Here is a 24584-nt window from a genome sequence, read left to right as displayed (position 1 = left end):
GAGGTAATAAATGACAATTTTAACTCCATTTATAATCTTAGGAGCACTAGGAATTTTATTTGCATTGCTTTTGGGTTTTGCATCTAAAAAATTCGAAGTTCAAGTTGATAGAAGAGTACTTAAAGTAAGAGAAATGTTACCTGGCGCAAACTGTGGTGCTTGTGGATTTCCAGGTTGCGATGGACTTGCAGATGCCATCGTAAACAAAGGAGCACCTTGTAATTCTTGTCCAGTTGGTGGAAAAGAAACTGCCGACAAACTAGCAGCATTCATGGGAGCTGATGCAGTAGATTCTGCAAAGCAAGTTGCGTGTGTAATGTGCCAAGGAACTCCAGAATATGCTACTGAAAAATTCAAATACAAAGGTATTATGGATTGTAGAGTTAACCATAATCTTCAAGGTGGAAGTAAAACTTGTCCAGACGGATGTTTGGGTTGCGGAAGCTGTGTGGATGTGTGTGAGTTCGATGCAATTCACATTGTAAATGGCATTGCATTAGTAGATAAAGAAAAATGTACATCTTGTAAAAAATGTATTGAAATCTGTCCAAGAAATATTATTAAACTTGTTGACTACGATCAAGACGTTTATGTAAGATGTAACAGTCACGATAAAGGTAAAGATGTAAGACAATACTGTAAAGTTGGATGTATTGCTTGTGGAATTTGTGCTAAGATGTGTCCAGATGGATTCAGCGTTGAAGATAACTTAGCTCACTTCAACAATGCTGAAGGATTAGATCCAGAACAAGTTCAAAAAGCAGTAGATAAATGTCCTACAAAAGCTATTTATCCAGGACTTAAAATAAAAGAAGAACAAGCTAAGGCAAAAGCTCAAGAAGCACCTGCTAAAGAAGCTTAATATTTTACAGACCGTAAATTTTACGGTCTGTTTTTTTACGTTTAATTATCTTGAATTTAACAAACAAAGATAACACAACATCAAAATTGAAAACATAATGTAATTAAAAGTTTAAAATAAAAAAGTATCGGGTATAATTTTAAGAAGTCAAATTTTGTTTGGCTAATAAAAATTAAGGAGAGCAATATGGGAGAATATTTAGTTTTCATAGGAATATTAATTATTGTCGTTGGATTCGCACTAAAACTAGATGTTTTGGGAATAGTTCTCTTGGCAGGTCTTGTTACAGGTCTTGCGGGAGGTCTTGGATTAACGGGCACTTTGAAAATTATGGGAGAGGGATTTGTTAATAATAGACTGATGAGTTTGTTCTTGATTTCATTCCCTGTTATCGCGATTATGGAACGATACGGACTAAAGGAAAAGGCTAGAGATTTTATATCGAAATTTAAAATGGCTAGCGCAGCTTCAGTTTTATGGATTTACTTATTCATTAGATGGATAGCAGCTGCTTTTTCTTTAAGACTTGGTGGACACGTTCAATTTATACGTCCATTGATTTTACCAATGGCAGAAGGTGCTGCAAGAAAGAAAGTTGATTTGACAGAAGTAAGACTTGATGAATTAAAAGGTCTTGCTGCTGCTGTAGAAAACTATGGTAACTTCTACGGACAAAATATATTTCCATTGGCATCTGGTGTACTTTTAATGCAAACTACTTTAAAAGATGCAGGATTCCCATTGGATACGGCGGAAATAGCAAAATGGTCTATATTTGCTGGTGTTAGTATGTTGATTATTGCACTTATACAATGTGCTGTTTTTGAAATGAAACTTAGAAAGGATATGAAAAATGCTTGATTTTTTTGTAGATAATAAAATAGCTCTTGATGAGATAGCATACATCTTATGTGGAATTATCTGCATAATGACTGGTATTCGTGCAAGATTCAACAAAGAAGCAAAGATTGGTACAATGCTTTTTTGGATATTACTTGGAGTATTGTTTGCTGGTGGAGGATTCTTGGTAAGAAATGTAGAATCTGGTGGAATAATTGTAGGTGTTATACTTTTATTATTGGGAGTATTATCAATTGCTAACCAAATCAAGCCAGCAGAATTTAAAGAACTAACAGAAGAAGAAAGAATGAAAAATGCTGAAAAAGTTGGAGGAAAGATTTTTATTCCAGCTTTAGTAATGGGAATTAGTGCGATGCTTTTATCGCAATTGAAATCTTTTAAGATTCCTTTGAAAAACACTGATGGAATATTCTCATTGTCAGCTGCACAAGTTCTTACTATTTCATCAATATTGGCTTTGATTATTGCGATTATTATCGCAAAACCAAAAGCAAAAGAAACTGCAGAAGACACTACAAAAATGCTGATGCAAGTTGGATCTTCATCATTACTACCACAATTATTAGGTGGTTTGGGAGTTATATTTGCATCTGCAGGGGTAGGAAAGCTAATAGGTAGCTTGGCTGCTGGAATTGTAGGCGATGCGGGAGTATTTGCAGCAGCTGTTGCATATATTGTTGGAATGGTTGTATTTACGATGATAATGGGTAATGCATTCGCTGCATTTACTGTTATTACTCTAGGAATTGGTGTTCCATTATTGATGGCAAAAGGAGCAAATCCTGCTGTTGTAGCATCACTTGGTATGACTGCTGGATATTGCGGAACTTTGATTACACCAATGGCGGCAAACTTTAACATAGTGCCAGCTGCAATCTTAGAGATGAAAGATAAAAACGGAGTTATTAAAGCGCAACTTCCAGTTGCTTTAGCTCTAATAGTTGTTCATGTTGTATTATTAATGATATTAGCATTTTAGGAGGTAAATTTATGAAAATTTTAGTTTCTGGATTTGATCCATTTGGCGGAGAAAAAATCAACCCTGCAATTGAATCAGTTAAGCTGTTACCTGATTCAATTAAAGGAAATGAAATAATCAAAATAGAAATTCCTACAGTTATTGGGAAAAGTGTAGATAAATTAAAAGAAAAGATAAAAGAAGTTAAACCAGATGTTGTAATATCAGTCGGACAAGCTGGTGGACGTGAAGACATCACTGTAGAGAGAGTTGCAATCAACGTTGACGATTGTAGAATTAAAGATAACGAAGGAAACCAACCAATCGACGAAAAAATCGCCGAAGATGGCCCTGATGCATATTTGTTGACTCTTCCAATCAAAGCAATGGTTGAAAACATTAAATCTGCAAACATTCCAGCATCTGTATCAAACACTGCAGGAACATTCATATGTAACCATGTTGCATACGGAATGGCTCATGTAAGAGCTACTGAATATCCTAATATGAGAACTGGATTTATTCACATTCCATTCTTACCAGAACAAGTTTTAGATAAACCACACACTGCTTCAATGAACTTGGATACAATTGCAAAAGCATTGGAAAAAGCAATTGAAGCTGTAATAGACAATGATGAAGACATCAAAGTTACAGGTGGAAAAACTCATTAAAATAAAATATGATTTAAAATCATAAAAATTTTGATTTAAGAACTTCGAAGCATTTGAGTTTCGAAGTTCTTTTTATTTGCAAACGAATTTTCATTTTTGTTTAATCTTGAAAAGATACACGATAAAATGATAAACTATAAGGTAGTTTAAAGGAGAATTTAATGACTAAATATGATAAAATTTTGATTGGATTTTTGTTGTGTTTTTCAGCTGTATTGTTTGTGATTTTAAATATTAATAACGTAAATTCACAAGACAAATACGTTTCAATTCAAGTGAATGGAAAAGAAATTAAACAAATTACACTTCCAATCGATCATTATGATTATAAAATCGATAATAAATACGGTCACAACGTTGTTCATATTAATGGATACAGTGTTGCAGTTACTGAATCTGATTGTCCGGACAAGTTGTGTATGCTAAAAGGAAAGATAGATAAACCAGGGGATGTTATTGTTTGTTTGCCGAACAAATTAGTTGTAGAAATTAAGGCTAACAAACAAAACAAAGATGATATTGATGTGGTGAATTATTGATGAAAAGATTACATATTCCTATTTTAACGGCAGTTGCATTGGTAGTAAGCTTGATTGAGTCAATGATTCCACTTCCAATCGTAATGCCTGGTGCAAAACTTGGGCTTAGCAACATTGTAATACTAACATGCTTAATTGTTTTTGGTTTTAGGGATTCTCTTGTAATAGGAATCTTAAAATCATTTTTACTAATGCTAATCACAGGGGCTGTTATAAGCTTTTTCTATTCATTGGCTGGAGCTGTAAGCTCACTTGTTGTGATGTATTTGGTCAACAAATATTTGAGAAAATATTTTTCGTTGATTGGCGTTAGCTTGTTTGGAGCTTTTACCCACAACTTATCGCAAGTTTTGGTGTGTGCAATTATGCTGAACAATCTTAGAATTTTGGTTTATTTGCCAATTTTGGTGTTTTTGAGTATATTTACGGGTGTTTTTGTGGGACTTACTTCAAATTACCTAACAAATGCACTTTCTAAACAAAAAAATTATTTGTTTAATAATAGGAGATAACAATGAGAGTTAAGGAAATGAATGAGTCCCTAAGACCCAGAGAAAAAATGAAAATCAATGGTATTTCTTCAATGAGCGATGAAGAATTGATGCAAATCATCTTGAAGACTGGAATAAAAGAAGAGGGAGTGGAAATTCTATCCAAAAGAGTCATCGATTACATTAACGAAAATGATTATAAGGATTTGTGCGTTGAGGAATTAATGAAAATAAAGGGAATTGGGATGGCAAAGGCTACATCAATCTTAGCTGGAATTGAAATAGGAAGAAGACTTGCCTTGAGAAAAGCGATGGATAGTTTCAGTCTGAATGATCCAGATAGCGTTGCAGAGATTTTTTGTAATGAGATTGGGAGTTGCGATGTGGAAAACTTCTATGCACTACTTCTCGATACAAAAAATAGAATTATTTCCAAAGAACTTATCAGCAAAGGTACTATCAATCAATCTATCGTTCATCCTAGAGAAGTTTTCAAATCTGCTATTAAGAAGGGAGCGAATTCGATTATTTTAGTACATAATCATCCTTCAGGTTCTCTTATTCCATCAAATGCGGACATCGAGGTCACAAAAAGGTTGGATAAAGTGGGAGATTTGGTAGGAATACAAGTGTTAGATCATATTATCGTTAGCTCAAACGATAGTCTGAGTATGAGGAAAGGAATGTATTTTTAAATGAAATTATTTAAATTTCAACAAGAGGGTTTGGGAATTGATTTGGGAACTTCTAATTCCATTATTTCCGATGAAAATGGGAAAATAATAATCAACGAACCTAGCGTTGTAGTTATAGATATAAATAATTACGATATTGTCGCAGTGGGAACTGAAGCGAAAAGTATGATTGGAAAAACCCCTGACAATATCGTGGCGATAAGTCCAATTGAAAACGGCGTTATAGCTGATTTTGAATCGACTGTTAGTATGCTTTCGTATTTTATTAAAAAAGCGAGACCAAATTTTTCGGTTTTTCAACCAGAAGTGTGTGTATCGGTGTCTGCATCTTTGACGGATGTTGAGAGAAGAAGCGTGGAAGATTTGGCGCTAAATTCTGGAGCGAGAAGTGTAAAATTGGTTGAAGAAAACATCGCTTCTCTTAAAGGATTGGGTGTCGATGTAGATGAACCAACGGGACACATTGTTTTAAACATAGGCGCAGGTACAATCGAAGCTTCTGTGATTAGTTTGGGTGGAATTGTTACAAGCTACTGCATCAAGAGCGGTGGAGAAGATATTGACCAAGAAATAAAACAAATTTTGAAGAAAAAATTTGGAGTTAACATCGGTATTTCAACAGCAGAAGCGATTAAGTTTAAGATTGCGACATTGAATTCTGACAGGGAAAACAACACGATGATTGTCGGGGGAACTGATGTGATATCCACGATGCCAAAATCTGTTGAGATTAGAGCGAAGGATATTACACCTGCGATTGTGCCAATAGCAGATATGTGCATCGAAGCTTTGAGAAAAGTTTTGGAGAAAACTCCACCGGATATTGCAAACGACATTATTGCAGAAGGAATCTACATTGTAGGTGGAGTGAGTCTTATCGACTACATTCATGAATACATCACAAATGTTTTGGGAATTAAAGTGTTGAAAGTGGACAGTCCGATGGATTGCACGGGAATTGGTATTGGCAAATTCTTAAAGAAGGGAGACAAATAATTGGCTAAGTTTGGATATAATAATAAGCTTAGAAAAAGAGTGTTCTTCTTTGCGGTGACTTTGTTTCTCATATTGACTATTACAATATCAAACAATAATAAAACTTACATGTCTATTGGGGAAAACGCGATAGGAACAGTGATTACTCCTGTTAACAAAATGTTTTATGTGATAGGCTCCAAATTCAAGGAATCAGTTCATTATGTTTTTGGAACTAAAAAAATGCGTGAAGATAATCAAAGATTAACGGTAGAAAACGCAAAACTACGAAAAAACGTAGATAATTTGAACAAAGTTATAAGTGACAAGAGATATTTGCAAGAAGAATACGAACTTTTGAGTAAGGATAGGACTATAAAAACAAAAGCTTTCATAACAGGAAAAGATCCTGGGAATATTTTTACTAGATTTAGTATAGATAAAGGCTCAATGGATAAAATCAAAAAAGGTGACATCGTGATAGAGGCTGTGTCTTCAAATGATGGAATCGAAAAAGGTTTAGTTGGAGTTGTAACGGAGGTTGGACTTAACCATAGCAAAGTGGACACTATTATGAATAGTGGAAACAACGTAGGGTTTAGACTAGCAAAGAGCGAAGATGTTGGGATTTTGAATGAAAAAGAAAAAGATATTTTAAAAGGATATATGTACGATTCTAATGCTGATGTAAAAGTTGGAGATATTATCACAACATCGGGACTTGGAGGAGTGTATCCGAGAGATATCAAAATCGGTGAAGTAACAGAGGTTATCAAGACAAAGGATAATTTCACCAAAATTGTCAAATGTAAATCCCAAATCAACTTCAACAATATGTACCGCGTTCTTATAGTTGATGGACAAGGAGTGAATTAGATGAACAAATTAAAAATATTTTTGATAGTTTTGTTGGACATCATAATCCAAGCGACACTTCTTTCCAGAATTTCAGTGTTCAATGTGTACACGAATATTTCCATACCGATAGTAGTGTTATTGTCCATTGGGTTTGGTGCGTATACAGGCTCGTTAAACGGTATGGTAATTGGGCTAATTGAGGATGCGATATTCAGTCCAGTTATTGGAGTAAGAGCGTTGATTTATTTTACATCAGGATTTTTAATTGGAAATAGCGAAGCAGGAATTAACAAAGAAGATCCAAGAAGTGGTATGATACTTACGTTTTTTGTGACTTTGTACTACACTCTCGTTCATTATTTTGTACTCTATATTACAGGAAATGGATTCAATAAAGCTTATTTAAAAGGACCGATTTTAATCGAAATGATTTTAAATGTTCTATTGTATTATGTTTTGTTTAAATTGTTCAAAAAGATATTTAAATTTCCAAAATTTAAGTTTATTTGAGGTACAAAATGAAGAAATTTGACAATAAATTTTTTAAAAAACTTGAAAAATACGATAGATTTACGATAATTATTGTGATATTGGCGATAATGATGACCGTACTTACTTTGAAATTGATGCATTTGACATTGATTAAAGGAAACTACTACAGGGATATTGCCAAGAATAATAGACTTCGTGAAGTCAAAATCCCTGCTCCTAGGGGAAATATTTACGACAGAAACGGAGAATTGTTAGCTACGACGAAAAATGTATATGTTGCTAATTTGTACAAAGATCAAATCAAACAAATGAAGCTTGACGATAGTAATGACGCATTGTTGAATTTATCGAGAATTTTGGAAAAAGATGGTTCGATGAACACCGAAGATTTTCCAATCGCACTTAACGCTTTTACTTACAGAAATACGGACGATTATTTGAAAGAAGATAAATCACCGCTTGATAAAGTGGCATCAATTGTCATGGATAAAAACATAATGGCAAATCTGATCGATAAGACTTACACACAAGAAACTAATCAAGGAATTTATAAGAAAACAGTCTTGGATTATTGCTTGAATGCACTTCGTTCAAAAGGTTTGACTTTGAAATTGGATCGTAAAGATAATACAAAGTTCGATACAAATGACAAAGAAACCGTGAAGTTACTAAAAAAACACGGACTAAAGGAAACTTCAGATGTTAATTCTGCGATTGCTACGATAATTCAAAAAGACAAATCAATTATCAGAAAACTTTTGAACGACAGCGTCATTAGGTCGATGGTTTACAAGGAATTGGAAAAGGAAAATCTTCAAGATAATATCGTTCTGAAAGATATGGAACTCAAAGACAACCAAAAACTTTTGGAGAAGAAAGTTGAAATGATGAAGTTGTCCAACAAAATTGATTTTAAAACAGAAGCTGCTGACGATTTTGTAAATATTGTAAAAGACAATACTATAGTTGAGCTTTTGAAAAAAGTAGATGTAGAAGATGACAAGAAAACTATCGTGTTGGAAAAAGCCCTAAACTTACTCAAGAAAAACGGAATACAAACAAATGTAGAGTTTAGCTTGGATGAAAAAGACAAGCAAAATCCAAAAGTTAAGGCTAAGTTTGTCACAGAAAGTAAAAAGTCTACAGATCCATACAAACACGTTGCAGATTTATTGAATTCAAATAATTTGGCGTATAAGTTCATCACAGACGATGATATAAAACTTATTGCTCAATCGGTAAACACTGAAAACAACATCAATCCTTCGATTAGTGTTAATGATTGGAAATACATTTACGAAAAAAATATGGAAGATTTCTACAAGAGTTACGACAAGGAAATAAATTCTGATGTTAAGCTTTTGTATGAAGAAATTTTGAAGAAAAATAAATGCGAAAAATATTCAAAATACGATGCCTACAACATCGTAAGTATTTACAATCAATTAAAAAACAAAGGACAAAAAGGTTATGAGCCAATCGCTCTAAGCTACAATTTAAGGGAAGAATCCGTGAGTAGCATCGAGGAAAGATTTGGAAAAAACCAAGGAATAGAGGTAGCGACAAGGTCAGTTAGATATTATCCTAATGGTGAAGAACTAAGTCACGTGTTGGGATATATCGGAAAGATTTCTACTGAGAAAGAAATTGAAGAATACGTAAAACAAAAAGGCTACAGCAAGGATGCTTTGATTGGTAAAACTGGAATTGAAGAAAGCAAGGAAGATGCATTAAAAGGACAAGACGGATCTTTGAGAGTTATGGTCGACAGCAAAGGAAATAGAACTGAAACTTTGTCTGAGAAAAAAGCAATTCCTGGCGACAATGTGTATTTGAGTATTGACACTAATGTTCAAAGAGTTGCCGAAGAATCTTTGAAAAAATCTATAAAAGCCGTAAGCTCTGGAGGAACTTATGTATCCGAATGGGGCGACAAAACTTTAGCTGGATATAAAAATGCAAAAAGTGGTGCAGCAGTTGCAGTAGATGTTGAAACTGGAGAAATACTTGCAATGGCTTCATTCCCATCTTATAATCCAAATTTGTTTTCAACTGGGATTTCACAAACTGATTGGGAAAGTTTACAAGCAGAAGATCCAAAAGATCCAATATCCCCAAGACCTTTGTATAACATTCCAATGCAAGCTGCGATGCAACCAGGTTCTATTTTCAAACTTAATACTTCTCTTGCAGCATTAGAGGGTGGATTTGATCCTTATCATGAAATAAAATGCGGAGGATACGTAGATGTCGGCGGTTCTATATTCGGTTGTTGGATATGGAATGAACACAAAGGAACTCACGGTAGCGACAATGTGATGAAAGCACTAAGGGACAGTTGTAACTACTATTATTATTCTCTAGCACTTGGAAAGGATCAAAGACGTTCCAGAGATTTGGGGTACCAATTAAGTGTTGACGAATTAGTGTCTACTGCAAGAAAACTTGGACTAGGCAGTAAAACTGGAATAGATATCAATATTCCAGCAGAAAATTCTGGAACAGTTCCAGACCCACAAATAAAAGAAAATAACTTCAAAGCAATATTCAGAAGATTTTTGGAAAAAAATGCGGAAAAATATGTAAAAGAAGGAGAAGTATTTACTCCAAAGGAAATGAAATCCAAAATCGATAAAATAGTACTATTAGCAGATGATAAAAATCTTCAAACGAGAAGCAATATTATAAATACATTGGATAGTTTGGGATTTGATGCAGAAAAGAAATTGGACGGAGAGAGAAATTCGTTCGCCGATAAAATCAAATTCGATTATTTGAGCCAATCAAAGTGGAATATCGGTGATATGTTGAACGTAGTTATCGGTCAAGGACAGAACGCATACACGCCACTTCAAATGGCAAGATATATTTCTGCATTTGCAAATAATGGATACTTGAACAAGTTATCGCTTGTAAATGAAGTAAAATCCAATGACAATTCCACATCGCTATTTAAAAACGAAAAGAAAAGTGAAAGAATCAAATTGAAAAATTACGAAAATTTGGAATATATCAGAAAAGGACTTCACTTGGCTACGACTGAAGGCTACGAAAAAAATACTTTTAAAAACTTCCCAGTTTCTGCGGGAGTTAAGACAGGAACAGCCCAAGTTGGGGTTAATCCAGTAACTGGAGAGACTTATGATAACCACGCATGGATGATTGGATTTGCTCCAGTTGAAAATCCTAAAGTTGCAGTGGTAACAGTTATTATGCAAGGTGGAACGAGCACGAATAATGGGCCAATGACAAGAGATATAATGGCAGAAGCGTTGAAATTAAAAAAAGAAAAAGACGAAAAACAAGAAAATACTGAGAGTGAGAATGATATGTATGAAAACAGTACTCGTTAATTCACAATTACAAAAAAAGGCTTTGTTGATACAAAGCCTTTGTAATTTATTAGACGGAAAAATTTTAATAGTAAATTCTGAAAAATCAAGAGAAATAGAATACGCATTAGGGGTGGAGGATTACTGCGTTTATGACACACTAGATGTGTTGAGTCAGGTTGTCGATTACAAGAAATCCATGATAAAAATCAAAGAAGATAGATACATTATACCTTCAACCATAAAACCCGACAAATATTCTGCTACAATTGATGATTACCAAAATTTATTGGATAAATTAAATGAGTTTGACATTGTAATATTCACTGAAGATATTGGAATAGAATTTGATGAAGAAATAATGTGGGGAAATGAAGAAAAATCTCACGCAAAAAAATTGTATCAAATTACGGATTCATCATCTAAAAGAAAATCTGATTACAGATACATTGGAAAATTAGAGTTCACAAAAGAATACGAGAAGAAAATTAATTCCTATTCTGAAAATGTCGATGAAAAACTAACTGAAATTATCCAAAATTACAAACAAGACAAAGAAGCGAAAATCGGATTTTTCGATAGGATTTTCAAAAGATGAAATATCTATTCATAGACAAAAACACTTGGGGATATTATGATGATGAGCTTAAATTATTGGGAGATTACGACAGTGAACTTGGAAACATCTATGTAGCCAAAATCACAAAATATGATAAAAAACTCGACGCGTTTTTTATAGAATACGACAAAAAGAAAACAGGATTTTTGAATAATACAAAGTTCACCAAAAATTTGAAACCATCTGACGAAATAATAGTTCAGATGACAAAAGAATCAATTGGTGATAAATACCCCAAATTCACAACCAAAATTACGATTGAAACAGAAAATTTGAAATACACAAACGGCGACAAATTAACATTTGAAGGCAAACAAAAATACAAAAATATCGATGGTTTCAAGCAAAAATACACATTTACAGGAATTGTGGGAGAAGATTTCTTCAAACAAGAAAAGTCACAACAAGAAAAAGAAATGAAATTCATTGTAAACAAATTACACTACATTGAAACAGAGAAGAAATTCCTTCCGATTCCAAAACTTTTGTACAAGAAAAATCCAGTGGATAAAATAATTCAAGAAGAAGATGTGGATTATTTGATAACTAATGACAGAATAGTTTACAGACAGTACAAGGGGATTCTAAATGTAAAATTTGATGAAAATTACGATTATAACTATGATAATTTGATAAGTCGTGATATAATAGATAAAAATTCAGAAATAATAAAACTGGACAATAACGCAGAAATTGTCATTCAAAAAACTGAGGCGATGTGGGTTGTGGATGTGAATTCTTCTCAAATGATAATGAGTGAGGATTATTTTCACAAACTAAACACAAAAGCTTTGAAGAAAATTCATCAGATGATTTATTTGAAGAAAATGGTGGGAATGGTTATTGTTGATTGTGTCCGTGAAGGTGACAACAAAAAGTTATCAGATTTTATTGAAAATGAATTTTGTGAACCGAATATAAATTTTCATGGATTTAGCAATTTAAATCTATTAGAATTCACAGTAAAACTTGACAAATAAATGAAATTACTGTACAATTATTTGGTGTGTAACCGCTCGAATCGGGTTTTTAAACTTCAAAAGTACCTAGATTTGGCGAGTCTTAAAAATGAGGAGGTGCACTAAATGTTCGCAATTATTAAAACTGGTGGAAAACAATACAAAGTTTCTGAAGGAGATGTCATTAAAGTTGAAAAAATCGAAGCTGAAGCAGGCGATAAAATCGAATTTGATCAAGTATTAATGGTAGCTGGAGACGATGTTAAAGTTGGAAGCCCTGTAGTAGAAGGAGCTAAGGTTTCAGCTGAAGTTTTGGATCAAAAGAAAGACAAGAAAATTGTTATTTTCAAATTCAAAGCTAAGAAAAACTACAGAAAGAAAAAAGGTCACAGACAACCATATACATTAGTTAAAATCGAAAAAATTGATGCTTAATGGTAACTGTCGATATTTTTAGAAAAGACGAAAAATTTGTAAAAGTCAAATCAACTGGTCATGCTGATCATGGATCCTATGGAAATGATGTGGTCTGCAGTGCTATCAGTGTTTATCTGATTAATACTGTCAACACATTTACTGAAATACTTAAGCTTGACTCTGATAAGTTGAAATTTCATTTTGAAAGCGGAGATGCTTTCTTCGAAATAAACTATGACTTACTAAATGAGACTGAAATGATTCAGGTGGATATTTTGATGAAATCATTGGTATTCGCCCTGGAATCAATACGAAACGAAAATATAAAACACTTGAAAATTAACTATCGGGAGGTGTAATGATGATAAAATTAGATTTACAATTATTCTCTAGTAAAAAGGGAGTAAGTTCTACTAAGAACGGTCGTGATTCCGAATCCAAAAGATTAGGAACTAAAAAAGGTGACGGCCAATACGTTCTAGCTGGTAACATATTAGTTAGACAAAGAGGAACAAAAATACATCCAGGCAACAACGTTGGAAAGGGTGGAGACGATACACTTTTCACTAAAATTGACGGAGTAGTTAAGTTCGAAAGAATTGGTAAAAACAGAAAGCAAGTTTCTGTATATCCAAAAGAAGCTTAATTTTTTAGCAACACCTTTGTTATGATTATAAATTGGATTTCCTTTTTATAATCGTAAGGTGTTGCTTTTTTAGTGGAAAATAATGTAAACTTACAAGTATAGTGAGCATTAATAAAGAGGTGAAAAATGTTTATAGATGTAGCGAAGATAGAACTAAAAGCTGGAAAAGGTGGAGACGGTTCTGTTGCATTTAGAAGAGAAAAATACGAACCATCAGGAGGCCCTGCAGGTGGCGACGGCGGAGATGGCGGTAGTATTATAATTGTCGGCGACAAAGACATTAAAACTTTGATGGATTATAGTTACAAATCAATTTACAAAGCTGAAAGTGGCGGCGACGGCAGAAATAAAAAACAATTTGGTAAAAAAGGCGAAGATTTAATTCTTAAAGTTCCAGTTGGGACTTTGGTTAAAGATTACGATACAAATACGGTTATCTACGATGTAAAACACGATAAGGAAGAATTTGTAATTTGCAAAGGCGGCAAAGGCGGAAAAGGAAATGTTCATTTTAAATCATCTATAAGACAAGCGCCAAGATTTGCAGAGCCTGGAACAAAAGGAGAAGAAAAAACAATTAAGTTAGAATTAAAACTATTAGCGGATGTTGGTTTAATCGGTCTTCCTAATGTTGGGAAATCTACACTTTTGTCGATAATGTCAAACGCAAGACCAAAAATTGCAAATTATCACTTTACAACGCTTGAACCAAATCTTGGAGTGTGCAAAGTAGGAGAGAAAAGTTTTGTACTTGCAGATATTCCTGGATTAATTGAAGGAGCAAGTGAAGGATTGGGACTTGGTCATGATTTCTTGAAACATATTGAAAGAACTAAAATTTTAGTTCACGTGTTGGATATTTCTGGAAGTGAAGGTAGAAATCCAATCGAAGATTTTGAACTTATCAATAGCGAATTGGCTTCATACAATATCAAATTGAATGATAAAAAAATGCTTGTGGTTTTGAATAAAACTGACCTAGGAGCAGAAGATAATATAAAAGAATTCAGAGAAAAATATTCTGACAAAGTTGATGAAATCGTAGAGATAAGTGCTGCTACAACTGAAAATGTGGACAAACTTATGTATTTGATTGCAGATACTTTGGATAGCATAGAAGATGATTATTCTACATTGGATGAACAATACGTTTACTTTGAAGAGGAAAAGGAACCTGATTTCAAAGTTAGAAAAGAAAACGAAAACTACATTGTCGAAGGTCCGTTGATTGAAAACTTGATTTACAGAACAAACTTTGAAGTGTACGAATCTGTTAACCACTTGCAAAAAGTTCTCGAAGACAAGGGAGTTATCCAACAATTAAAAGATCTTGGAATTCAAGATGGAGATAACGTAGTTATCGGTGATGTAGAATTTGATTTTTACGAATAGGAGATAAAATGATAACACCAAAACAAAGAGCAAAATTAAAAAAGATTTCTCACGGTTACAAACCACTTGTAAATATCGGCAAAGGTGGAATTTCAGAAAATACTTTGAAACAAATCGATGATACTTTGAACAAGAGAGAAGTCATGAAGATTAAAATTCTCAACAATAATTTGGACGATAGAGATATGTTGATAGACGAAATATTGACAAAACTTGACTGTGAATTTGTCAGATATATGGGAAATATTCTAACAATTTACAGAGAGTCTGAAAACAAGGTAATAGATTTAGATGATTAAAGTCGGAATAATGGGTGGGACTTTTGATCCCATTCATATAGGACATTTGATATTAGCTATGGAAGCTATTAATTACAAAAATTTGGATGAAGTATGGTTTATTCCTACTGGTAATCCGAATTTTAAGCAAGATAAAAATGTCACAGACAAACAAAAAAGATTTGAAATGGCGAAGATTGCCACACAGGATAACAAGAAGTTTAATGTATGTGATTATGAAATCAACAAAAATGGCGTGACATATTCATGGGAAACTATGAAATATTTGAGAGAAAATTACGACTATGATTTTTATTTCATAATGGGCGAAGATTCGCTAATGAGTGTGGAAACTTGGGAGAATGCAGAAGATTTTTTGAAAAATACTAAGATTTTGGCTTGTATTAGAAGACAAGAAGAGATGTCCAAACTAGATGTAAAAATCGATGATTTAAAATCAAAGGGATATTTTGTGGAGAAAATTTCCACAAGTTTTATAGATATTTCTTCTACAAAAATCAGAGAGAAAGTTCAAACAAATCAAGATTTTAGGTATTTCGTGCCAAATCAAGTTTTTGAATATATTGTGAGAAACAAATTATATGAAAGTTAAAGAAATAGAAAATAATTTGAGTAAAATGCTCAAAAAAACAAGATACGAACACGTTTTGAGAGTGAGGGATAAAGCTATTGAATTAGCAAAGCTTTACAATCAAGACTCTGCAAAAATAGAATTAGCGGCGCTTCTCCACGACTGTGCAAAAAACAACGAGGAAATGTATTTGGATAAGTACAAGAAAGAATTTGAAGAGCTTAGAAATTTAAGAGGGAAAAATTCTGATATGGATAATCCTAAGTTGTTGCATTGCTATTTGGGTAGAATTGTCGCTAACAAGGAATACGGCGTGAATGACGAAGAGATTTTGGATGCGATAGAATTTCACACAACTGGAAGAACTAATATGACTGATTTCGAAAAAATAATTTACTTGTCTGATAAGACCGAAGATAAGAGAGATCATGATGACGTTGATGAAATCAGAAGATTATCCAAAATAAATTTGAATAAAGCAATTGTCAAATCACTAGATGATACGATAAAATATCTTATAGAAGGTGAGAGGGAAATATCTATCACTAGTGTTAATGTCAGAAATTATTTATTGAAGGGAGTATAGATGACTGAATTAGAGTTAGTTCAAAAAGCAATAGACGATAAGATTGGAAAAGACATTGTAACTTTGAAATTAGATTCAGCTGTTGCAGATTATTTTGTGATTGCAACTGCCAATGCACCTAACCACGCTCAATCTATTATTGATGAAGTGGAAAAAGTGTGCGACGAAAATGGTTTTGAGATTTTAGGAAAAGAAGGTTACAGCGAAGGTAACTGGATTTTGCTAGATCTTAATGATATTATAGTACATGTATTTACAGAAGAAGCACGTTCTTTCTACGATATAGAAAGATTGTGGAATTAGGAGGACAGTATGAAATTTTTACATTCAGACAAAGCACCTGCTGCAATTGGACCATATTCACAAGCAACATCTGCTAACAAAACAATTTATGTATCAGGACAACTTCCAATCGTTGATGGAGAATTACAAACTGATATAAAAAAAGCTACAAAAGCATCATTAGATAATATTTTACATATTATCGAAACTGAAGGCGGCAAAGTTGAAAACATCGCAAGAGTTGGCGTGTTCATGCAAGATTTATCACAATTTTCTGACATGAACGAAGTTTATGCAGAATTTTTTGGAGAACACAAACCAGCTAGAAGTGCAGTTCAAGTTGCAGCTCTTCCAAAAGGAGCAATAATCGAAATAGAAGCAATTGCTGAATTAGACTAAGAATTTTTCCTCTGAGTAGATTTTACTCAGGGGATTTTTTTTGTTTAAATCGTATTAAATTGTTAAGCAATTGTATTAATTCGTTTTGAATGTCAACAATTATCAAAATTGATACCATTTTGTAACTTTTTATGATATTATGTATGTATATTAGGAGGTTGTATCTATGAAGAACTTAAAAGATATTGCTAAGGTATCGTTTGTTGCACTGTCTGTGTCATTAATGATTTCTACAGGATCTATGGCTCAAACAGAAAACGACAAGAAAGATGTAGAAAACGAGCTTAGTGCCAAATATACATCGATTAGCACACACAATCAAAGTAAGTTGACTAAGAAAGCTAAATTGGGATACGCTAACGTAGACAACTTACAAAATGAAAAAAAGGAAAATGATGATTTGAATCATGAAGATTTGAAATCTACAGATTCAAATAAAGATATTAAGGAAAAATCAGAAAAAAAAGAAGCTTCTGAGTCTACAAAAGATGAAGAAGAAACTGAAAAAGAAGTTGTATCTGAAAAATCAGATATAAAAGATACAGAAGAAGTCTTAGAAGATTCGCCTATTAAAACTGAGAAATCTGTATCAAAGGGAAATTCAGAAGAACAAGTTTCTGAAGAAACTGATGACAAAAAAGCGCAAGATGAAGAAGTAAAAGCATTAAATTCTGCTGGACAAATCATTCCTTCTAGAATTGCAGGTCAAAACAGATACGAATCTGCTGCACGAATTTCAAGAGAACAATTTACTAATGCTAAGAAGGTTATTGTTGTTAATGCACAAAAATACGCTGATGCATTGAGTGCAACGACTTTGTCTGATGGAAAATATTCTATTTTATACACAGAAAAAGACTCACTTCCAACAGCAACAAGAAATGAAATTCAAAGACTTAACCCTGTAGAAGTATATCTTCTTGGTGGTAAACAATCCATTAGTTCTGGAATTGAAAACATATTAAAGAAATACTCAAATAAAGTTACTAGAATTGCTGGAAGAGACAGATACGAAACTAGCGCAAAGGTTGCAGCTATGAGCAAGAAAAAGAACGTAGTTATTGCAAGTGGAGAAAACTTCAGCGACCCACTTTACGCATCTTCTTACGCTTATTCAAATAACGCTAAGATTTTGTTGAGTTCTGGAAAAACTTTGTCCAGACAAACAAGAGATTATTTACTTAGAAATAAATCTAGTATTGGAAAAGTAACAGTTGTTGGTGGAGGACAATCCATCTCATCGGCTACAGTTAGATATATCCAATCAGTAACTGGCAAAAATGTTAGTAGAATTAGTGGCAGAAACAGATACGATGGATCTGTAAAAGTGGCTAATTCTATGAACAAGGATAAAGTGTTCATCGCAAGTGGTGAAGATTTTGCAGATGCACTTGCTATAAGTCCGTTGGCCCAAAAATTAAATGCACCGATATTATTGAGTTCAAGAAGCAAATTAGACACAAGTGTCATAGCATTCTTGAATAACTTCAAAAAGTCGATCAAGGATGTATATATTGTTGGTGGATACAGAACTATCGATAACAACGTATATGGTACTGTTAAAAATGTTTTGGCAAAAACTCCAGAAAAGCCGAAACCAAAGCCACCAGTTGTAAAGGATCAATCAGATATTATCGAAGAAGATAAAGCGATAGGCTTGCACGATTTCGTGGTTGCAAAGCACTCAACAAAACTTTACAATGCTGCAAACAGTTCTGCAAAATCTGTGAGAAATATCAACACTTCAACAGTTATGCAAGTTATAAATATTTTAAATAATGGATGGATGCAATTGGATATAAATGGATTTAAAGGATATGCAAAAATTGATGATTTTGGAATGTTTAATCCTAATAAATACAGATTAGTATTTCAACAAGGAGCAGATATTTCTAAATATAATGGTAATGTAAACATGAAACTAGCTAAGCAAAATGGAATGGATTTTGTAATATTAAAAGCTGGTTCTGGATACAGCGGGGAAGATTCAAAATTCCAACAAAACTACAGAAATGCAAAAGCAGCAGGACTAAATGTAGGGGCATACTGGTATTCTTATGCTATGAGCGTAGAAGAAGCTAAAGAAGAAGCTGTCAGATTTATGAAGATATTGGGCAAAAAACAATTCGAATACCCAGTATATTTGGACTTCGAAGATCCTTCACAAAGAAGAATTCCAACAAAAACAAAAACAGATATGGCGATTGCCTTTATGAGTATTCTTGAAAAGAATGGATACTACACAGGATTGTACAGCTCAGGATATTGGATTAACAACCAATTCGAAAAAAATAGATTGAAAGATTACGACATTTGGATTGCACATTGGCACGTTACAAGTCCTAACTGCTTCACACCAGATTATGGAATGTGGCAATTCACAAATAAATCAAAAATAAAAGGCGTTCCAGATACTGGAGAAGGCGGAGTGGATATGAACTATTCCTACAAAAACTATCCAAAGATTATCAAAAATGCTAAACTAAATAATTTTTAAATTAGAGTTCTGAAAAGAGCTCTTTTTTGAATGCGTATAATTTACAAAAAATATGGTATATGGTAAAATTTGAGTTAGTTAAAAGGAGTGAATGATATGAAATTAGGTATTGTGGGGCTTCCAAATGTAGGAAAGTCCACACTTTTTAATGCGATAACAAAAGCAGGTGCAGAAATGGCGAATTATCCATTCTGTACGATAGATCCTAACATCGGACTTGTAAATGTTCCTGATGAAAGAGTGTATAAATTAGCAGAACTTTTTAATTCCAAGAAAATTATTCCAGCGACTATCGAATTTTACGACATTGCAGGTCTTGTAAAAGGTGCAAGTAAGGGAGAAGGTTTAGGAAATAAATTTTTGGAAAATATTAGAGAATCCGATGCTATTGTTGAAGTTCTAAGATGTTTTGAAGACGAAAACATAGTTCACGTTGATGGATCAGTGGATCCACTTAGAGATATAGACACTATCAATTACGAACTTATTTTGTCTGATTTGGAAATGGTTGAAAGAAGATTAGAAAAATCTAGAAAAGCTTTGAAAGGTAATAAGGATTTGAAAGAAGAAGTAGATCTCCTTGAAAAAATCTACGACGTTTTATCAGAAGGAAAATCTATCAGAATCTTGGATTTGGATGAAGATGAAATGAAACTTATGAGAAGCTTCAATCTTTTGAGTGTAAAGCCAATAATTTACGTGTGCAATGTAAGTGAAGATGAAGTAGCAGATGCTTACGAAAACAACGAAATGGTTCAAAAAGTAAAAGATTTTGCAAAATCAGAAGATGCAAAAGTAGTTGTAATCTCTGCGCAAATCGAATCAGAAATTTCTGCGTTGGATAGCGAAGAAGACAAGAAGGAATTTTTGGAAGCAATTGGTCTTGAAAAATCAGGAATTGATGATTTGATTACACAAAGTTACGATTTGCTTGGACTTATGAGCTTCTTAACAACTGGTGAAGATGAAACTCGTGCATGGACTATCAAGAAAAATACTCCTGCAGTACAAGCAGCTGGTAAAATCCACACAGATATTCAAAGAGGTTTCATCAGAGCAGAAATCGTAAATTACGATGATTTGATCGAATTAAAATCTATGCCTGCAGTCAGAGAAAAAGGTCTTATGAGATTGGAAGGAAAAGACTACTTAATGCAAGATGGAGATGTAGTTCATTTTAGATTTAATGTATAGAAAAGTTTTTATGTAGTAAAAAACACCAATTGAGTTTAACTGCGGATAATTTTGGTAATAGATATCAAAAACCAGTTAAAGGTATTGGTAATATATTAGAATTTAAATCAAAACCGTATTAGCTAAGAATATCATTCGTAAAAAATAATTACAAATTCTAGCGAAATGAAGCGTTAAAAAATCTCATTGTTTGAGTGCGTAGCACGAGTTTGAGATTTTAGCTTCATAAGCTTTGAATTTGTTTATTTTTGGAGACAGATATTTGTGCTAATTGGTTTTGATTTTTTTATTAGCATAATTTACCTAGTTTTTTATTGTTAGCGTGAAAATAAACATCGTTATTTTTTGTGATATAATTATTATAACTACGAGGAGGTAATTTATGATTACAGAAAGATTAGAAAAGCTAAGAAAAAAAATGAGCGAAAGAAATATCGATGCGTATGTTGTATTATCGAGCGATCCTCATACATCTGAATATTTAGCAGATTATTATAAGACTAGAAAATATATTACTGGATTTAGTGGTAGTGCAGGAACTGCTGTAATTTTGAAGAAAAAAGCGGCTTTGTTTACTGATGGAAGATATTTTATTCAAGCTGCTAAGGAACTTGAAGGATCTACTGTAGAATTGATGAAGATGGGTGAACCTGGGGTTCCAACTTTAATTGAATATTTGAATGAAAATGTCGGCGAATGTGGGAAAATAGGAGTTGATGGTCTTACTTTGGACTACAATGATTATTATCAATGGTTGGAAAATCTTGGCGATAGAATGATAATCACTGATGTGGATTTTGTTGGTGATATCTGGGAAGATCGTCCAGAAAAACCAAACTCAAAGGCTTATGCATTTGATGTAAAATATTGTGGCAAGGATACTAAGACAAAATTAAAAGAGTTAAGATATTTTATGGATTCTAACGATTGTGATTACAATTTTATAGGCTCTTTGGATGATATTTGCTACCTTTACAATATTAGAGGTAACGATGTTTTGTACAATCCTGTTATCATAAGTTATGCATTGGTTGGAAAAGATTTTGCTAATTTGTACATTGATGATGAAAAAATCGACGATGATTTGATTGAATTATTAAAAGAACAAGGTGTTACTGTAAAAGCTTACGAAAAAGTCTTCGAAGATTTGAGTGAGCTTCCAGGAAAAAGTGTTTTATTCTTGGATCCTTCTAAGACAAATGTAAGAATTTACAATTCAATTAATTCAAATATTAGAATTTCAAAAGGAATTCAACCTACAACTTTGATGAAGGCTCATAAGAATGAAACAGAAATTAAAAATCAAAAGAATGCTTACATCAAAGACGGCGTTGCGTTGGTTAAGTTTTTCAATTGGGTAGAAACAGGTACTCCAACTGGAAATGTTACTGAAATGAGTGCAGCAGATAAGTTGAGATATTTCAGAGAACAAGGCGATTTGTTCATGGATTTAAGTTTCGGTACTATATCGGCATATGGAGAAAATGCGGCACTTCCTCATTACGAACCATCAGTTGATCATCCAGTGACTTTACAACCGAAGGGATTGTATTTGGTTGATAGTGGTGCGCAATATTTGGATGGAACTACTGATATTACTCGTACGGTTGCTCTTGGTGAATTGACTGATGATGAAAAACTACACTATACTTTAACATTAAAATCACACATCAATTTGATGACTACAATCTTCCCTAAAGGGACAAAATCATCGAGCTTAGATCCAATTGCAAGAAGACCTATTTGGCAAGAAATGTTGGATTTCAGACACGGCACAGGTCACGGTGTGGGATTCTACCTTGGTGTTCACGAAGGACCACAAAGAATTTCATCCGTAAACAACGATATAGACATGGACGAAGGAATGGTTACTAGTGACGAACCAGGAATTTACATCGAAGGTTCACACGGAATCAGAATCGAAAATATTATGCACTGCATCAAAGTTGGAGAATCTGAATTTGGAGAATTCTTGGGATTTGAATCATTGTCTATTTGTCCAATTGACACAAGACCTGTTATCAAAGAAAAATTACTTCCTTTCGAATTAGAATGGTTGAACAATTACAATAAAGAATGCTACGAAAAATTATCACCATACTTGGAAGGATCTGACTTAGAATATCTTGAACAACAAACAAAAGCAATATAGAAATGTTTGATATAAAAAAAGAACTGCAAAAAGTACCTCACAAACCAGGCGTGTACATTATGCACGATAAAACAGACGAGATAATCTACGTTGGCAAGGCGATTGATTTGAGAAGACGTGTGGGTCAATATTTTGATTCATCAAAAAAACTCGCAAAGGTCGCTGCAATGGTAAGTCACGTAGAATATTTTGAATATATTATCGTGAATAATGAATGTGAAGCTTTGGTTCTGGAATCAAACTTAATCAAGAAAAACAGCCCGAAATACAACATCGTTTTAAGAGACGATAAGCAATATCCATACATCAAAATCACGAACGAAAAGTTTCCAAGAGTCTTGAAAACTAGACGTGTTTTGAAGGATAAGGCGAAGTATTTTGGGCCTTTTCCTAATGCTTATGCAGTTAATGATATTATAGATTTGATTCACGAAACGTACAAAATCAGAACGTGTAATTTGAATTTTGATAAGGGTCAAAAGCTTAAGAGACCTTGTTTGAATTATTATATCAATCGTTGTGACGGAATGTGCGTTTATGATGTTAACGAAGAAGATTACAACAAAGAATTGTTAGAAGTGGAAAATTTCTTGAATGGTCGTGAAGATGACTTGACTAAGAAATTGACCGATAAAATGATGGCTGCCTCCAAGAATTTGAACTTCGAATTGGCAGCGAAACTAAGAGATTCTATCACAAACATCCAAGTGATTTTGGAAAAACAAAACATCACCAACACCAAGGGGTTGGATTTGGATATGATATCTATGGCCAGAGAAGCGGAGACTGTATGCGTTCAAGTATTTTTCATGAGAAATGGTAAAATTATTGAAAGACAACATTTCATTATCGACAATAAATACGAAGAATCAAACGAACACATTGTAGGAGAATTTTTCAAACAATTCTACATTGATTTGACTTATGTTCCGAAACAAATCCTAACCGATATTGAAATCGAAGACAGAGAGCTTATCGAAGAAATGCTAACTGAGAAAAAAGGTTCCAAGGTTGAAATCAAAATTCCTAAAAGAGGTAACAAGACTGACCTTTTGGAAATGGTCAGAGTAAACGCAAAAGAAGGACTGGACAAATACATTTCCAGACATTTGAAAAGAGAACGTAATCGTGAAAATGCAATACTTGATTTGCAAGATATCACAGGGGTTAAACCAATTGATAGAATTGAATGCTACGATATTTCCAACACAAGTGGCGTGGATTCTGTGGGAAGTATGATTGTGTTCAAAAACGGGGCTAAATCTTCCAAAGATTATCGTAAATTTAAAATCAAAACTGTAGAAGGTGCAGATGATTATGCATCGCACAGGGAAGTGTTGACGAGAAGATTCAGAAGACTTTTGGATTCTGATAATAGAGACAAGAGCTTTGATGAAATGCCTTCTATTATTTTGATGGATGGTGGCAAAGGTCAAGTCAACATCGCAAAAGAAGTGTTGGACGAATTCAACTTGGATATCCCGATTTTGGGACTTGTAAAAGACGATAAGCATAGAACGCGTGGAATAATTTACGAAAACGACGAAATCAGATTGAAAGTGAACACTCCTCTGTACAGGTTGTTGTTTGCGATTCAAGAAGAAACACATAGATTTGCCATCAATTATCACAGAAAACTTCACGAAAAAAACTTCAAGAAATCTGAATTAGACAATATAGCCTTAATCGGAGAAAAAAGGAAAAAAGCTTTGATGAAACATTTTAAAACTCTTGACAGAATAAAAAAATCCAGTGTAGAAGAGCTTTGCGAAGTTGATGGAATGAATGAAAAAGCAGCAGAAAATATAGTAAATTATTTTAAGCAATAATTTGC

The 24584-nt window shown here is 33.4% G+C and carries 26 protein-coding genes and 1 other annotated feature; all 26 genes read left to right on the top strand.

All coding sequences use genetic code 11. From position 1 onward, the window contains the following. The first annotated feature begins 10 nt into the window (after positions 1-10). A complete protein-coding gene (locus DES33_RS01485) occupies positions 11-862 on the top strand; it encodes an RnfABCDGE type electron transport complex subunit B (RefSeq protein ID WP_094208305.1) in 852 nt (283 codons plus the stop codon). A 186-nt stretch (positions 863-1048) separates the two neighbouring features. Further along, positions 1049-1723 (top strand): DUF969 domain-containing protein, encoded by a 675-nt coding sequence (locus DES33_RS01480; protein ID WP_002838831.1) that lies wholly within the window; start codon positions 1049-1051, stop codon positions 1721-1723. Further along, positions 1716-2702, top strand: a complete 987-nt coding sequence (locus DES33_RS01475; RefSeq protein ID WP_110057901.1) for a 5-oxoproline transporter, DUF979 family subunit — start codon at positions 1716-1718, stop codon at positions 2700-2702. Before DES33_RS01480 ends, DES33_RS01475 begins: the two co-directional genes overlap by 8 nt. Before the next feature lie 11 nt (positions 2703-2713). Then, on the top strand, positions 2714-3355 hold the full coding sequence (gene pcp, locus DES33_RS01470) for a pyroglutamyl-peptidase I (protein ID WP_094206821.1): 642 nt from the start codon (positions 2714-2716) through the stop codon (positions 3353-3355). Positions 3356-3516: 161 nt separating this feature from the next. Next, the gene (locus DES33_RS01465) at positions 3517-3894 is read left to right on the top strand and encodes a NusG domain II-containing protein (protein ID WP_094224399.1); all 378 of its coding nucleotides are present in this window, start codon (positions 3517-3519) and stop codon (positions 3892-3894) included. After that, complete coding sequence (locus tag DES33_RS01460) at positions 3894-4406, top strand: Gx transporter family protein (RefSeq protein ID WP_002835538.1); 513 nt, start codon at positions 3894-3896, stop codon at positions 4404-4406. Before DES33_RS01465 ends, DES33_RS01460 begins: the two co-directional genes overlap by 1 nt. Positions 4407-4408: 2 nt before the next feature. Then, positions 4409-5080, top strand: coding sequence for a RadC family protein (gene radC, locus DES33_RS01455; RefSeq protein WP_002838846.1), 672 nt, complete (start codon positions 4409-4411; stop codon positions 5078-5080). Then, positions 5081-6076 carry a rod shape-determining protein gene (locus DES33_RS01450; RefSeq protein ID WP_110057900.1) on the top strand — a complete coding sequence of 332 codons (996 nt, stop codon included), beginning with the start codon at positions 5081-5083 and terminating at the stop codon, positions 6074-6076. Continuing rightward, positions 6077-6931, top strand: coding sequence for a rod shape-determining protein MreC (gene mreC, locus DES33_RS01445; RefSeq protein WP_110057899.1), 855 nt, complete (start codon positions 6077-6079; stop codon positions 6929-6931). Then, positions 6932-7423: a rod shape-determining protein MreD gene (mreD, locus tag DES33_RS01440; RefSeq protein ID WP_094224404.1), complete on the top strand. Its 492-nt coding sequence runs from the start codon at positions 6932-6934 to the stop codon at positions 7421-7423. An 8-nt stretch (positions 7424-7431) separates the two neighbouring features. After that, positions 7432-10758, top strand: coding sequence for a penicillin-binding transpeptidase domain-containing protein (locus tag DES33_RS01435; protein WP_110057898.1), 3327 nt, complete (start codon positions 7432-7434; stop codon positions 10756-10758). Next, positions 10739-11335, top strand: a complete 597-nt coding sequence (locus tag DES33_RS01430) for a P-loop NTPase family protein (RefSeq protein WP_110057919.1) — start codon at positions 10739-10741, stop codon at positions 11333-11335. Before DES33_RS01435 ends, DES33_RS01430 begins: the two co-directional genes overlap by 20 nt. Continuing rightward, the gene (locus DES33_RS01425) at positions 11332-12336 is read left to right on the top strand and encodes a ribonuclease E/G (protein ID WP_110057897.1); all 1005 of its coding nucleotides are present in this window, start codon (positions 11332-11334) and stop codon (positions 12334-12336) included. Before DES33_RS01430 ends, DES33_RS01425 begins: the two co-directional genes overlap by 4 nt. Before the next feature lie 20 nt (positions 12337-12356). Continuing rightward, positions 12357-12429 (top strand) — a sequence feature (ribosomal protein L21 leader region). 12 nt (positions 12430-12441) lie between these two features. Then, positions 12442-12750: a 50S ribosomal protein L21 gene (gene rplU / locus DES33_RS01420; RefSeq protein WP_094208313.1), complete on the top strand. Its 309-nt coding sequence runs from the start codon at positions 12442-12444 to the stop codon at positions 12748-12750. Beyond that, positions 12750-13091 (top strand): ribosomal-processing cysteine protease Prp, encoded by a 342-nt coding sequence (locus tag DES33_RS01415; RefSeq protein WP_094205326.1) that lies wholly within the window; start codon positions 12750-12752, stop codon positions 13089-13091. The genes rplU and DES33_RS01415 overlap by 1 nt, the downstream gene beginning before the upstream one ends. Then, positions 13091-13378 carry a 50S ribosomal protein L27 gene (gene rpmA / locus DES33_RS01410; RefSeq protein ID WP_002835526.1) on the top strand — a complete coding sequence of 96 codons (288 nt, stop codon included), beginning with the start codon at positions 13091-13093 and terminating at the stop codon, positions 13376-13378. The genes DES33_RS01415 and rpmA overlap by 1 nt, the downstream gene beginning before the upstream one ends. A gap of 126 nt (positions 13379-13504) precedes the next feature. Next, a complete protein-coding gene (obgE, locus tag DES33_RS01405) occupies positions 13505-14770 on the top strand; it encodes a GTPase ObgE (protein ID WP_094205327.1) in 1266 nt (421 codons plus the stop codon). An 8-nt stretch (positions 14771-14778) separates the two neighbouring features. Further along, on the top strand, positions 14779-15069 hold the full coding sequence (locus DES33_RS01400) for a YhbY family RNA-binding protein (RefSeq protein ID WP_002835523.1): 291 nt from the start codon (positions 14779-14781) through the stop codon (positions 15067-15069). Further along, positions 15062-15661 (top strand): nicotinate-nucleotide adenylyltransferase, encoded by a 600-nt coding sequence (gene nadD / locus DES33_RS01395; RefSeq protein WP_110057896.1) that lies wholly within the window; start codon positions 15062-15064, stop codon positions 15659-15661. Before DES33_RS01400 ends, nadD begins: the two co-directional genes overlap by 8 nt. Continuing rightward, complete coding sequence (gene yqeK / locus DES33_RS01390) at positions 15651-16226, top strand: bis(5'-nucleosyl)-tetraphosphatase (symmetrical) YqeK (RefSeq protein ID WP_110057895.1); 576 nt, start codon at positions 15651-15653, stop codon at positions 16224-16226. The genes nadD and yqeK overlap by 11 nt, the downstream gene beginning before the upstream one ends. Then, entirely contained in the window at positions 16227-16529 is a 303-nt protein-coding gene (gene rsfS / locus DES33_RS01385) for a ribosome silencing factor (RefSeq protein ID WP_002835520.1), read from the top strand. A 9-nt stretch (positions 16530-16538) separates the two neighbouring features. Beyond that, positions 16539-16907 (top strand): Rid family detoxifying hydrolase, encoded by a 369-nt coding sequence (locus tag DES33_RS01380; RefSeq protein ID WP_094224410.1) that lies wholly within the window; start codon positions 16539-16541, stop codon positions 16905-16907. Positions 16908-17073: 166 nt separating this feature from the next. Beyond that, positions 17074-19404 carry a cell wall-binding repeat-containing protein gene (locus DES33_RS01375; protein ID WP_110057894.1) on the top strand — a complete coding sequence of 777 codons (2331 nt, stop codon included), beginning with the start codon at positions 17074-17076 and terminating at the stop codon, positions 19402-19404. A gap of 96 nt (positions 19405-19500) precedes the next feature. Beyond that, a complete protein-coding gene (gene ychF, locus DES33_RS01370) occupies positions 19501-20598 on the top strand; it encodes a redox-regulated ATPase YchF (protein WP_094224412.1) in 1098 nt (365 codons plus the stop codon). Between the two features lie 382 nt (positions 20599-20980). Further along, positions 20981-22750 (top strand): aminopeptidase P family protein, encoded by a 1770-nt coding sequence (locus tag DES33_RS01365; protein ID WP_094224413.1) that lies wholly within the window; start codon positions 20981-20983, stop codon positions 22748-22750. Between the two features lie 2 nt (positions 22751-22752). Further along, entirely contained in the window at positions 22753-24579 is a 1827-nt protein-coding gene (gene uvrC / locus DES33_RS01360; protein ID WP_094224414.1) for an excinuclease ABC subunit UvrC, read from the top strand. The last annotated feature ends 5 nt before the right edge of the window (positions 24580-24584 follow it).

Source organism: Finegoldia magna, from assembly GCF_003182075.1.
Taxonomy (GTDB): domain Bacteria; phylum Bacillota; class Clostridia; order Tissierellales; family Peptoniphilaceae; genus Finegoldia; species Finegoldia magna.
The sequence above is the reverse complement of the archived record's forward strand: the minus strand, read 5'-3'. Positions and strand labels throughout refer to the sequence as shown.